Annotated in this window: 13 protein-coding genes and 1 pseudogene; all 14 read left to right on the forward strand. The window is 60.9% G+C overall.

Translation table 11 applies throughout. The features are described 5' to 3' along the window. The 14 genes and pseudogenes from KGB03_RS07355 (at position 1) to KGB03_RS07420 (ending at position 13266) form a co-directional block, all read left to right on the forward strand. Complete coding sequence (locus KGB03_RS07355; protein WP_223526688.1) at positions 1-612, forward strand: phage tail protein I; 612 nt, start codon at positions 1-3, stop codon at positions 610-612. Beyond that, a complete protein-coding gene (locus KGB03_RS07360; protein ID WP_223526689.1) occupies positions 605-2971 on the forward strand; it encodes a phage tail protein in 2367 nt (788 codons plus the stop codon). The genes KGB03_RS07355 and KGB03_RS07360 overlap by 8 nt, the downstream gene beginning before the upstream one ends. Positions 2972-2981: 10 nt before the next feature. Further along, entirely contained in the window at positions 2982-3596 is a 615-nt protein-coding gene (locus KGB03_RS07365; protein WP_317851228.1) for a phage tail assembly chaperone, read from the forward strand. Between the two features lie 104 nt (positions 3597-3700). Further along, a complete protein-coding gene (locus KGB03_RS07370) occupies positions 3701-4867 on the forward strand; it encodes a phage tail sheath family protein (RefSeq protein WP_223526690.1) in 1167 nt (388 codons plus the stop codon). 12 nt (positions 4868-4879) lie between these two features. After that, a complete protein-coding gene (locus KGB03_RS07375; protein WP_223526691.1) occupies positions 4880-5383 on the forward strand; it encodes a phage major tail tube protein in 504 nt (167 codons plus the stop codon). A gap of 14 nt (positions 5384-5397) precedes the next feature. After that, positions 5398-5673, forward strand: a pseudogene (locus tag KGB03_RS07380) (phage tail assembly protein); the annotation flags it as partial. Positions 5674-5712: 39 nt separating this feature from the next. After that, on the forward strand, positions 5713-5997 hold the full coding sequence (locus tag KGB03_RS07385; protein WP_223526773.1) for a phage tail assembly protein: 285 nt from the start codon (positions 5713-5715) through the stop codon (positions 5995-5997). A gap of 150 nt (positions 5998-6147) precedes the next feature. Then, the gene (locus KGB03_RS07390; RefSeq protein WP_223526692.1) at positions 6148-9021 is read left to right on the forward strand and encodes a phage tail tape measure protein; all 2874 of its coding nucleotides are present in this window, start codon (positions 6148-6150) and stop codon (positions 9019-9021) included. Positions 9022-9030: 9 nt separating this feature from the next. Further along, positions 9031-9876, forward strand: coding sequence for a phage tail protein (locus KGB03_RS07395; RefSeq protein WP_223526693.1), 846 nt, complete (start codon positions 9031-9033; stop codon positions 9874-9876). Continuing rightward, complete coding sequence (locus KGB03_RS07400) at positions 9851-10057, forward strand: tail protein X (RefSeq protein WP_149417768.1); 207 nt, start codon at positions 9851-9853, stop codon at positions 10055-10057. Before KGB03_RS07395 ends, KGB03_RS07400 begins: the two co-directional genes overlap by 26 nt. Before the next feature lie 83 nt (positions 10058-10140). Continuing rightward, positions 10141-11184 carry a phage late control D family protein gene (locus KGB03_RS07405; RefSeq protein ID WP_223526694.1) on the forward strand — a complete coding sequence of 348 codons (1044 nt, stop codon included), beginning with the start codon at positions 10141-10143 and terminating at the stop codon, positions 11182-11184. 49 nt (positions 11185-11233) lie between these two features. After that, positions 11234-11797 (forward strand): glycoside hydrolase family 19 protein, encoded by a 564-nt coding sequence (locus KGB03_RS07410; protein ID WP_223526695.1) that lies wholly within the window; start codon positions 11234-11236, stop codon positions 11795-11797. Further along, positions 11779-12321, forward strand: coding sequence for a lysis system i-spanin subunit Rz (locus tag KGB03_RS07415; RefSeq protein ID WP_223526696.1), 543 nt, complete (start codon positions 11779-11781; stop codon positions 12319-12321). The genes KGB03_RS07410 and KGB03_RS07415 overlap by 19 nt, the downstream gene beginning before the upstream one ends. Before the next feature lie 150 nt (positions 12322-12471). Beyond that, on the forward strand, positions 12472-13266 hold the full coding sequence (locus KGB03_RS07420; protein WP_223526697.1) for a DNA adenine methylase: 795 nt from the start codon (positions 12472-12474) through the stop codon (positions 13264-13266). The last annotated feature ends 114 nt before the right edge of the window (positions 13267-13380 follow it).

Here is a 13380-nt window from a genome sequence, read left to right on the forward strand (position 1 = left end):
ATGAAAAGCCTACTGCCGAGCAACAGCACGCAACTGGAACGGGCCATGGAGGCCGCGTTTTTCGAGAAAACGATTGTCCCGCTGCGCGACCTCTACAACGCCGATACCTGTCCGGTGCATCTGCTGCCGCATCTGGCGTGGGCGTGGTCGGTGGATCGCTGGGACTACCGATGGACCGAGGCGACCAAGCGCGCCGCCATTAAGGCCTCTTACTACATCCATGCCCACAAAGGGACCATCGGCGCGTTGCGCCGCGTGGTCGAGCCCCTGGGCTACCTGATCGAAATTATCGAGTGGTTCAACACCGTGCCTGAAGGCGTTCCGGGCACCTTCGCGCTGAAGGTCGGCGTGCTGGACACCGGGATCACCGAGGAAATGTATCAGGAGCTGGAACGCCTGATCGACGACGCCAAGCCCGTCACCCGGCACTTGGTGGGGTTGGACATTGTTCTTGAAAGCCACGTCGATGCTTACGTGGGTGTCGCTGTTTACGACGGCGACGAAATTGACGTTTACCCCTGGAGTAACCCGGATATCGACGTGGTGGTTCAGGGATATACCGGCGTTAGTCATTACATTCTCGATGAAATGGATGTGTACCCTCATGGTTGATAAAAACACCATATTCGGCGGCATGCTGACCTTGCTTGGCGCCGCTAAGAAAACCAATTGCGACGCCTTGGGCATTCCCTGGGAACCACGTTTCATGCTGATCGGCGATGCCAATGGGACTGACCCAGTTCCCGATCCTTCGCAGACGAAGCTAGTTAATCAGGTCTATCGCGCCCAGTTAAATCAGCTTTACGTGTCCCCAACCGACGACAAGGTACTGGTGGCCGAACTAGTGCTACCGCCCGATATCGGAGGTTGGTGGGTTCGCGAATTAGCACTTGAAGACAAGGACGGTGTGTTCTCAGCGGTGTCCAACGTGGCTCCCAGCTACAAGCCGCAGCTGGCCCAGAACTCGGGTCGCAATCAGGTGGTGCGGATGCACATCATCACCAGCAGCACCGCCAATATTCAGTTGAAAATCGATCCTTCGGTAGTGCTTGCGACCCGGGAATACGTCGATACGAAAATTCTGGAAGAGCTGTACAAGCTCGACAACAAGCAGTCGGTGCGGGTGGCCACCACGGCCAACATCGCGCTGGCGGGCCTTCAGGTTCTCGACGGTGTGACGTTGTTGGCCGGCGATAGGGTGCTAGTGAAAAACCAGACCGTGGCCAAGGACAATGGCATTTACATTGCCGGCGCCCCGGCCTGGGTGCGCGCGCCGGATGCCGATACCAATACCGAGGTGACCTCGGCGCTGCTGGTATCGGTTGAGCAAGGCACCACGCTGGCCGATACCCGCTGGCAACTGGTCACGGATGGGGTGATTGTCCTGGGCGCCACGGCGCTGACCTTTCAGAACATCACCCAGGGCTTTGCGCCGATCAACTCCCCGGCTTTTCTGGGCGCTCCAACGGCTCTAACCCCGCCCCAGTTCGACAGCTCGCTCAGGCTGGTGAACACCGCCTTTGCCAAGCGGATGGGCGTTGAGTATTCGGGCTTCGCGCCACTTACGGCCAGCACCGCGTTGGGCGCGTCAAGTATTGGCGGGATTGTGGCCGGCGCATCCGCTACACCGATCAACATCACGTTGCCGCCTACCGCCGGGGTTCCTGAGGGGGCGTCGGTCGAGGTGGTGAGCGCTGGGTCCGGTGCGGTAACTGTACTGGCGGCCGGGCTGGATGTGTTGGCGTCTCAGGTCGCCGGAGTGATACCCGTCGTCTTGGGCATGGGGGATAGCGCCAAGTTCGTGAAAGTGTCGAGCACCTGGCGCTTGCGTGGCGGGTCCATGGCCCTCAAGTATGCCGCCGTTATGTCTGGTCAAAACTGGATAACACAGCCGCAGTTTGACAGCAGCAAGGCGTTTGCAACTACCGAATTCGCAAAGCGAATGGGGGTTGAGTGGTCGAGCTTCAACTCGGTCAACGTCAGTACTGTACTGGCCGCCAATAGCGTTGGCGGCGTTGTTAGCGTGGCGTCTGCGACGGCAACTAACCTTACTCTTCCACCTACCGCGCCAGTGTCACATGGCAGCACGATTCTGGTGCTAAGCGCTGGTAACGGGGCCACCACGCTACTGGGTTCAGGCGCCGACCTCCTAACGAATGCGTTCGGGTCCACGGTTCCGGTTGTTCTGGGGATAGGTGATTCTGCGCTGTTGACCAAGGTGACAGGTGAGTGGCGTTTGATTGGAGGGTCGGTCGCACTCAAGCACGCCAACATGCTGTCTCAAGCTATCGGGACCACACAGCCGCAGTTCGCCAACGACAAGTCGTTTGCCACGACGGAGTTTGTGCAGCGAGCGCTGGGCAGCAGGTCGGGCCGTACCACGTATGGCGCGACGACAGTGCTAACGGTGGCTGATATCGGCAAGCTCGTGATGCTCAATTACAGCGGTTCGGTGACGCTGCCTGCCGTGGCCGGCTTGCCCGCTGGTGCCGCGCTGGAGTTGTTCAACTGGGGCGCATCACCCATTACGGTGAATGCAAGCGCCGGTACGGTCATGAATGCCGGTCTTGGGGGGCTTGCGAGCTTTGTTTTGCTGCCTGGCACCAATGCATACCTCACTCTGGAAAACGCGGCAAGCTGGGTGGCCAAGGGTGGCGACGGGTTACTGTCGTATTCGCCGCTGTTTGCGGCTTCACTGGGGGCGAACGGCTACCAGAAGCTACCGAGCGGGAAGATGGAAATGTGGGGGACTTCCGGCTCAATTCCTAGCGGGGGTAGCTTGGATATAACCCTTCCATCTACTTTCCCTATCGAAGCCCTTGAGGCCTTTGCTACGCCGGTTGGTGGCGGAAACATCACGACCTCTATTAGTTGGGCGGTTTCACTTATCGGTCCATCAACCATCAGGATTTATCACTTTCATGGTGGTGGTGGCGCTGCTAACTACCGCTTTCATGCTATCGGCCGCTAAGGAGACATCTATGTTTGCTTCAAAATCTGCTCGCGGTTTTTACGATACTGAGATCCATGGGGCCCGCCTGACCACTATCCAAGACCCGGCGTGGGTCCGACCGAAGACGGATATTGTCGTACAGCCGGGAGAGTCTTTGCTGGTTGGCGACGAGCTGATGACGAACACCGGGGTCGAGCCGATAACCTGCCGTAATGTTCCCGATATGAGCGCAATTCCGGACATGCTGGAGGTCGCTAACCCGGCCTGCTTGATTCCTGAGGATGCGGTAGAAATCCCTGCCTGGTTCCATGCTGAGCTGCTGGCGGGGCAGTCAGAGGGCAAGGTGATTGCCTGGGGTGATGATGGCTATCCGGTCCTTGTCGATGCACCGCCGCCCAGTGATGAGGAGTTGGCCGCTGTTGAGCGGGTTTGGCGGGATCAGCGCTTGTCTGAAACGGATGGTGTCGTGACGCGCCATCGCGACGAACTGGAGGAAGGCGTTGAGCCTACCTTGACGGCCGCGCAGTACACCGAGCTTCAGGCGTACCGCCGAGCGTTGCGCAACTGGCCGGAAGCGGGCGAGTTCCCCTTGATTGAACACCGGCCGCCGTCGCCTCTCTGGCTGGCTGGTCAACTCCAATAAACGCCCCGCACTGACGGGGCGTTTTCTATTCCGTTACGCGTAACACGAACATCCCTCACAGCCTCGCTTATGCGGGGCTTTTCCGTTTCTGGAGATTGAGCTTTATGAGTTTCTTTCACGGCGTTACGACCACCGATATCAAGACCGGCGCGCGCACCATTTCCTTGCCGTCGTCTTCCATTATCGGACTGTGCGACACCTTCACCCCGGGCGTCCTCGGCGGCGGCACGGCGCTGGCCGGCGAACTGAAGTTGATCACCACCGAGCGCGAAGCCATTGCCGCCTTTGGCGCCGATTCGGCGATCACCAAGGCCTGTCTGGCGATCTACACCAAGGCCAAGGCGGTGATCGTCGCCATCGGTGTGCCGAAGCTGGAAGACGCGGCGCTGCAAACCTCGGCGATCATTGGCGGGGTGCTGGCTTCTGGTAAGCGCACCGGCCTACAGGCCTTGCTCGATGGCAAAAGCCTGTTCAACGCTCAGCCGCGGCTGTTGATCGCACCGGGGCACACCGCCACTCAGGCGGTGGCCACGGCGCTCGATGGCTTGGCGCAGAAGCTGCGCGCCATCGGCATTATCGACGGGCCTGGCACCACGGATGAGGCCGCCATGGCCTACGCCGATAACTTCGGCAGTCGCAACCTGTTCATGGTTGACCCGGGCGTGCAGTACTGGGACACCGGTCTGAGCCAGACGGTCGATGCTCCGGGCTCGGCCTGGGCGGCGGGCTTGTTTGCCTGGACCGATGCGGAGTACGGCTTCTGGGCGTCGCCGTCGAACAAAGAGTTTGTCGGCATCACCGGCACGACCCGAGCGGTCGAGTACCTGGACGGCGACGAGACGTGCCGGGCCAACCTGCTGAACAACGCCAATATCGCGACGATCATCCGTGATGACGGTTATCGCCTGTGGGGCAACCGCACGCTGTCCAGCGATCCGAAATGGGCGTTCGTCACCCGCGTGCGCACGCTGTTCATCCTCATGGATGCCGTGCAGGCCGGCCACAAATGGGCCGTTGACCGCTCGATCACCAAGACCTACGTCAAGGATGTGACCGACGGCCTGGAAGCGTTCATGCGCGACCTGAAAGCCCAGGGCGCAATCATCAACTTCGAGGTGTACCCGGACACCGAGTTGAACACCGCCAGCCAAATCGCTCAGGGCAAAGTGTATTGGCGCATTCGTTTCACCGACGTGCCGCCGGCTGAAAACCCGAATTTCCTTTTCGAAGTCACCGATCAATGGATGACCGAAGTTCTTGAAGCAGCCTAAGGGGCCTAGTCAATGATTCCTCAAACTTTGTTTAACACGAACCTGTTTGTTGACGGCGTGAGTTTTTCCGGCGACGTGCCGAACCTGACCCTGCCCAAGCTGACCAGCAAGACCGACGAGTATCGCGGTGGCGGCATGGCCGGTGCCATCGAGATGGATCAGGGTCTGGAAAAAATGGAGGCGTCCTTTGTCACCAAGGGCGTGCGCCGTGAGTCGTTGAAGTACTTCGGTCTGGCCGATGGCACGGCCTTCAATGCGACGTTCCGGGGTGCCTTCAAGGGGCAAAAGGGCGCAGTGACGGCGGTGGTCGCCACCCTGCGCGGCCGGCTCAAAGAGGTCGACCTGGGAGACTGGAAGGCCGGTGATCCGGCCGAGATCAAACACGCCATTGCCGTCACGTACTACAAACTCGAAATCGACGGGCGCCTGATGTACGAAATCGACATGGTCGCCGGTATTCAGGTGATCGACGGCAAAGACCAGCTCGCTGAAGTACGCACCGCGCTCGGCCTCTAAGGAAATAGATTCAGATGACTCAAGTAAACGATAAGAAGCTGCCGGTCTGGCTGGCAGTCACCGCTGAGAGCGCCGTCGTGACCCTCTCGCGGCCCAGCGATGCCAACGGGGTCAAGGTCGAGACGCTGACCTTGCGGGCCCCGGCCGTGCGCGAAGTGCGGGCGGCCGACCGTGCCTCCAATGGCGATGACGAACAGCGCGAGCTGATGTTGTTCGCGGGCTTGGCCGAGGTCGGTCTCAAGGATCTGGAAGGCCTCAAGCTGGTGGACTATCGCCGTGTACAGGCGGCCTATTCGCGCCTGGCCCCCGATACCGATTACTCGACGTCGATGCCTTCGTGGTTGAAGGTCACCACCGATAACGTGCTGGTCACGCTGTCGTGCCCGAGCGAAATCAACGGCGTTACGGTTGATAAGTTGTCCTTGCGTTCACCGACCGTGCGCGACGTGCGTTCGGCGAATCGTGAGGCGGGCGGCGATGACGAGCAGCGGGAGCTGGTGTTGTTTGCCGAGTTGGCCGGTGCGCCTGTCGCGGATCTGGAGGGCCTGAAGCTGGTGGATTTTAACCGCCTGCAGGCCGGTTATTTTCGTCTGGACCAAGACAACGGGGTTTGACCCCGGCGTCATCAAGATGGCCGCGAAACGTCTGGCGGCGGAAACCGGATTTTCCGCCGCTGAGATTCAGTCAATGCCGTTTGCTGAAATGGTGTGGTGGCTCACGGATTGAGCCGCCTTCGGTAAGGCTGTGCAAATGGGGGCCATGACATGGCGAACAAACTCGCCCTCGGGCTGGTGATCGGTGGTGCCGTCAGTTCTTCGGTCGGTACCGCGTTCAAGGACGTGACGGGGCGGATCAAACGCCTCGAGGCGGAAGGGGCCAAGGCACGCGTGCTGCAGCGTGCGATCGGCGACACCATTCGCCTGCGCGATGAGTGGAAAAAAGCCCACGACAGCGGTTCCGCTGGGGCGTCCAAGCTGCTGGGCCGGTTGAACTCCAATCTGGACAGCTTGAAAAAGCAGGGCGTCGAAGTCGGGCGTCTGGAGAAGTCCTATCGGGCTATGGGGCAGGCGGCCCATAAGGCCGAGCTGAAGGCCAAGGGGCAGCAACAGCTGGACGGCGGCAAGTCCGGCATGAAAAAGGCGGTGGGTGCCGCTGTCGTCGGTGTGGGCTCGATGGCGGTACCGACCAAAGTCAGTGCGGACTTCGGCGCCATTGTGCGAGACATCGCGATCAAGGCCGGCATTGCCAACAAGCCACAAGAAAAGGAGATGTCACAAAAGATCATCGCCACTTCGCGTGACACCGGGATGGCGCGCAACGACGTGGCCGATGTGGTCAACCAGTTGGTTGGCGCCGGTATGGAGTTGAGCAAGGCCCTGGAATATGCGCCGGTCGCGGCCAAGTTTGTCGTGGGGCAGGGGTCCAACGGTGTCGACACGGCGAAGATGATCAACGCGCTGGGGCAAAACGCCAAGATCACCGACCCGAAACAGATGCAGCAAGCGCTGGAAGCGATCGCCTATCAAGGGCAGGCGGGCAGCTTTGAAGCGGCCGACATGGCCAAATGGTTCCCTGAGCTGTTGGCCAACATGGGCAGCCTGGGCATCACCGGCATGGATGCGGTGACGCAGTTGGGCGCCATGCTGCAAGTGCAGATGAAGTCTGCCGGCGGCGCCGATGAGGCGGCCAACAACCTCAAAAACTGGATGGGCAAAATCGGCTCTGGCGATACCGTCAAGGCGTATGAAAAGGCCGGCATCGACTACACGGGTTCGATGCAAACCGGTTTGCAAAACGGGATGTCCACGCTGGAAACCAGCATGGCGTTGGCGCAGAAGTACATTCAGGCCACCGATCCGAAGCGCGCGGCGGCGATGGCCAAAGCGACATCCGAAATCAGCCAGCAAGCCGACCCGGAGAAAGCCAAGGCCATGATGGCCTCCCTGGAAGAGTCGCTGCGCACTGGTGACCTGTTCGCGGACATGCAGGTCAAGGCCGCGCTGTCGGCGTTTATGCAGAACAAGGCGCTGTACAGCCAGCTTAAAAATGATTCGCGCGATGCCACCGGCATTCTCGATAAAAACCTCAGTGAGCGGCGTGAGGCATCGTCGCAGAAGTGGGCCGAAATGGCTCAGTCGATGGATGACGCCATGCGCAGCGTGGGGGACGCTCTGCGCCCGGTCACGGACACGGTGGCCGAGGCGCTGACCAAGGTCACCAAAAGTATTACCTCAATGTCTGACAGCGCGCCCGGGGTAGTGACGGGAATCGCGTTGGTCGGTGGTGGGTTGGTCACGCTTACGGGCCTGTTCAGTTCGTTCAAGATGGGTAAAGGGCTGTTCAACCTGGCGCGCGGCTCGCTGGGTGGTGGCAAGCCCGGTGCGGTGCAAAAGGTTTTTGTCACCAACGCCGATGATGGGGGTGGTGACGGCGAAGGCTCGGAGCCCAAGGGCAAGGCCGGTAAGGCATTGTCGCTGGTGGAAACCGGGCTCAAGGCGGTGGCGGCTTTTACGGGCAAGGGGGCCGAGGGCGCCGACGATGAAGCGGACGGCAAGGACGACAAGAAGCCCGGAAAATTCGATCTGATCGCGACTGGCCTCAAAGTGGTTTCGATGGCGAAGGAAGTCGCCTCAGGCGGCGATGAGAGCGGCGAGTCGGGATCGGATGACGACGGCGTCAAAAAGGTTTTCGTGGTCAACGCGGGAGCCCTGGGCGGTGGCGCTGATGGCCCTGGAGAAACGCGCCGACGTGGACGCGGGTCAAGGCGCAATGCTTCTCGCCGTCGGCCGTTGCCTCGGCCGGGTGGTTCTTCGCGCTCGCCGATTCCGGGGCCACGGCCGCCGGTCCCTGTGCCGCGTCCGCCGATTCCACCGGTGCCGGTTCCGGCCGGGTCGATGGCCCGGCTGGGCGGGGTGGTGCAGGCAGTCGGCAAGATCGGCAAAGCCGCCAAGATGATTCCCGGCGGCTCGCTGATGGAAGCCGGCGCCATGGCCTTTGACACCTATGAGAATGCCAAGACCAAGGACGAAAAGGCCGAGGGTTACGGCGCTGCCGCCGGTTCGTTGGCGGGCACCATGGCTGGCGCTGCGGCCGGCGCGGCCATTGGCTCGGTGGTGCCTATTATCGGCACCGCGATCGGCGGCTTGATTGGTGCCTACCTCGGCAGTCAGGGCGGCCAGATGTTGGGCGGCGCCGTGGGCAAGTCGGTGTTTGGTGGCGAAGAGGAAAAGCCCGCCGCTCCGGTCGCGCCGTTGTTGATGGCGCCGCGCCCTGGTCCGGCCATTCCCAGCTTGGCCAGCATGGGCCAAACGTTCGATGGCGCGAAGGGCTCCGGTGCGTTACTGATGGCCTCGGGGGCAACCCCACAAGGGCCAGCGCTGGGCGATGTTGCTCGCGCCATGGCCGTACAGGCGCCAGTCAAGGCGGCCGTGGCCATTCAGCCCAAGGAGCCGGAGAAGCCGGCACCGACCAAAGTGGATCAGCAGTTTCAGTACTCGCTGAGCATGCCGGTCACGGTGCAGGGGGATGTCAAAGACCCGCAACGCATGGCTCAGGAGCTGATGCCGCACATGCAGCGGATGATGGCGGACGCCGCGAAACAGAACGCTACCAAGCTGTACGACGAACCCCACCTGTAAGGAGGCCGCATGGCGTATATGGAACAGTTGCAAGCGGGGCTCAAGTACTTGGTCGAAGCGGGGGAGGCCGGGCGACGCAGTGCGGACGGCATGCTTGGCCCGGTCAACGGCGCGATCAGTGAAATCACTGGTGCGGCGTCCGAGCTGGAAAACATCCCGTTCGTGGGGCCGGCGATCGGCGCCAAGCTTCAGCGGGTGATGCGCGGCGTCGACGCGGCCCAGGCCAAGGTCGGTCAGGTGGTGGCGGTGTACGGCCGGGCGACCCGGGCGGCCGCCGAAGTACAGGAAAGGCTGGGGACGCTGAAGGAACAGGCGGGCAAGGCGGCGACGGCGATTAACAACATCGCCGGCAAGGTCAGCCCATCGTTGGCCAACATCGTGCCCACCAGTTCCTTTGCCGTGGATGCGACACCGGCGCCGGGAGCGGTGAAGCCGTTCCCGCACCTGCTGATCATTCAGCCGCGCGATCCAAAGCTTCAGCCGTACTTCTTCAATCTGGACACGGCGGCCTTCGACGAGCTGAGTCGCTCGACCGAATTCCGCTGGGCTTCCCAGGAGCGTCTGTCGCGCCGCCCGGCACAGCAGGGCATTGGGATGGGTGAAGAAAAGCTCACGCTCAAAGGCACGATCTACCCGGGTTTCAAGGGTGGTCTCAAACAGCTCGACACGTTGCGCACCATTGGCGCCAGGCTTCAGCCGCTGACCCTGACCACGGGCTATGGTGAGGTGATTGGGACGTGGTGCCTGAAGGTGATCGGCGACGAGCAAGGCGCGTTTTTGCACGGCGGGATTCCGCGTAAACAAGGGTTCACTCTGGAGTTTGTGCGCTATGGCGACGACATGCAGAACGTCTGATGGGGACATGCTCGATGTCATTTGCCATAACGTTTATGGCCATCTGAACGGCAGCACCGAAGCGGTGCTGGATGCTAATCAGGGGTTGGCAGATGAACCCCAGCCCTACCGCACCGGCGTGGTGATCTATCTGCCGGATCTGCCCAGCCCGACCGGGGAGGGGGTGAGCCTGTGGGATTGATGGTCTACACTCGCGCCGCTTGATTCCTCAAGCTCCTTTCTTTTTTTACCCGCCTTGTGCGGGTTTTTTTTTGAGCAAAATCCATGACCCCCATGTTTCGAATCGTGGCCGATGGCGCGGATGTAACGGCGAAGATCAATGATCGGTTGTTGTTGCTGCGCACCTCTGACAAACCCGGGATGGAGTCCGACGAGTTTGAGTTGCGCATTGATGACCGAGACGGCCAGGTGGTGCTGCCTCGGCGTGGCAGCTCGATCGAGATCTACCTGGGCTATGTCGAAACGTCCTTGGCGAGAATGGGGCGTTACGCGGTGGACACGGTCGAGGTGTCGGGTCCGCCGGACACGATCATGATCAAGGGCAAGGCCAGCGACATGCGCGGCAGTGGCAAGACCATTCGCAGCGGTAGCTGGGAAGACGTGCCGCTGTCGACGATCGTGGCCGACATCGCCGCGCGCAATGGCTGGCAGCCGGTGTGCCCGGTGACCACGAAAGTTGCCCGGGTCGATCAGCTCAACGAGTCTGATTTTAATTTCATCACGCGCCTGGCCAAACAGTACGACTGCACGGCCAAGGTGGCCGACGGCAAACTGTTGGTGATGCCCCGTCAAGCGGGCCAGACGGCCAGCGGTAAGGCGTTCGGCGCGATCACCCTGACGCGTAGCGACGTCAGTCGCTGGCAGTTCAGCCTGGGTGATCGCAACTCGCACAAGGCCGTATCCACAAAGCACCAAGACAAGAAGACCGGCAAGCTCGCCATCGTCTCGGTGGATAACGACGACGCCCCGGAGGGCTTGCCGGCGGTGCATACCGATCGGCATATCTACCCGAACAAGACCGCCGCCGAGTCGGCCGCCAAGGCGCGGTTGGCGGCGTTCAATCGCTCGACCGCTGACGTGCGGTTCGAGATGCCCGGCCGGACCGACATCTTTGCCGAACGCTTGATCAACGCCCAGGGCTTCAAGGTCGGCCTTGATGGCGAGTACTTGGCGGACTCAGTGGAGCAGGTGTTTACCCAATCCGGCTGGTCGACCACCGTCGAGTGCAATGCCGGTAAGCAGGGCAAGTCCAAAGGTAAGAAGAAAGCTAAACCGCCGCTCAAGGTCGTGAGCGTCAACGCGACTTAACGCATTCCGTTGCCGCCTGAGGGCGGTTTTTTTATGCCTGGAGTTTTGTATGTCCATCACTGAGCAACAGCTACAACGCATCATGCCCAACGCCCTCCGCCAAGTGGGCGTTTTTGTATCCGCCCTAAACGCGGCCATGGCGCATCGGCAAATCAATACGTCGAAACGTAAGGCGGCGTTCCTGGCTCAAGTTGGTCATGAGTCGGGCCAGCTGCAGTACGTCCGCGAGTTGGGTGGTGATCAGTACCTGAGCAAATACGACACCGGCAATCTGGCCGCGAAACTGGGCAACACTCCTGAAGCTGACGGAGATGGCCAGCGCTATCGCGGTCGCGGCCTGATCCAGATTACGGGCCATAGCAACTACCTGCGCTGCAGCCTGGCGTTGTTCGGTGACGAACGTTTGCTGCGCACCCCGGAGCTGCTCGAGCTTCCGCAATGGGCGGCCGAGTCGGCGGCATGGTTCTGGTGGGTGCGCGAGCTGAATGCACTGGCGGATCGGGATGAGTTCGAGACGATCACCCGCAAGATCAACGGTGGTCTCAACGGCCTGCAAGATCGGCTGCAGCTGTGGAAGCGGGCGAGGGCAGTGCTATGCGTGTCGTCGACCTGATCCCCACGCCGCACCGGCTGTTGGCCATTGGCGTGCTGTTGACCGCATTGGTCGGCGGATCTGCCGCGTCGGCCTGGCAGGTTCAGGACTGGCGCTACGGCGAGCAACTCGCCGAACAAGCCAACCTGCACAAGGACGATCTGATCGCCATCAGCAACGCCGCCGCTGACCAGTTGCGCACGGCACAGGACAAGCGCCTGGCACTGGAGCAGCGGCTGTCGACCAGTGAACAAACCCACTACAAGGAACTGAGCGATGCTCAAACCAACCAGGCTCGCCTACGTGATCGCCTTGCCACTGCTGATCTGCGCCTGTCAGTCCTACTCGACGCCACCGATGCAGCCAGTGGCGACACAGTGTCAGCCGCCACCCCAGCCGGCGGCGTGGTTCATGGCCCCACAAGAGCCCAACTTGACCCAGCGCATGCTCAACGAATTATCGGCATCACCGATGCCGGCGACCAAGGATTGATCGCCCTGGCGGCCTGTCAGGCCTACGCCAAAGAAGTCTCAACAGCGAAGTGAAAAAGAGCGACCGGGCAGGATGCGTCAACATCCAACCCGGTCGCCGTCCCTGCAGATTGCCCCTGCAAGTCCAGCCAAGGCTCTTACTCCGTGCACGAAGCGCGGCGAGCCTAGCACCTGTTTATCCATACAGTAAAGGTCTTGCTCTCTATGTCTACACCCATCATTCCTTGGATGGGCGGCAAACGCCGCCTGGCCGACCGCCTCATCCCGCTCTTCCCACCACACGAGTGCTATGTGGAAGTCTTTGCCGGCGGTGCCGCGCTGTACTTCATGCGACCCCAGGCCGCGCCCGTTGAAGTCCTCAACGACATCAACGGCGACCTGGTCACGCTGTACCGCGTCGTGCAGAACCATCTGGAAGAATTCGTGCGTCAATTCAAATGGGCGCTCAGTTCGCGCCAGGTATTCGAGTGGCAGAAGATGACCCGCCCCGAAACCCTCACCGACATCCAGCGCGCCGCGCGATTCTTCTACCTGCAGCATCATGCCTTCGCCGGCAAGGTCACTGGGCAGACGTTCGGTACCGCGACCACCGGCCCGGCCATCAACCTGCTGCGGATTGAGGAAAACCTCTCGTCCGCCTGGCAGCGCCTGTCCGGCACCTACGTCGAAAACCTCCCCTGGCTTGAATGCGCTGAGCGCTATGACCGTGCCCATACCTTTCACTACATGGACCCGCCTTACTGGCAGACCGCTGGATACGGGGTCGACTTTCCATTTGAAAACTATGAGCGGATGGCTGACTTCATGCGCCGTTGCAAAGGCAAGGTAATGGTCAGCATCAACGACCATCCAGACATCCGACGCGTATTCGAGGGCTTCCATTTCGAGACGCTAGACATCCGCTACTGCAACACCAACCAGCGGCAAGGGAAGGCCGAAGTCAGCGGCGAGCTGGTGATCATGAATTGGGAGCCTGACGCATTAGATGGTCTTTTTTGATATAAAAGGATGATTAGCACACGCTGAAGGGGCAGACCTTTGAATCGCATTTTCACGAACAGTATGAAACGATGAGGTCTGTCGCGAGGGATAGGCGGTACCATTTGACAGGCC

Source organism: Pseudomonas sp. BF-B-26, assembly GCF_019956495.1.
Lineage (GTDB): Bacteria > Pseudomonadota > Gammaproteobacteria > Pseudomonadales > Pseudomonadaceae > Aquipseudomonas.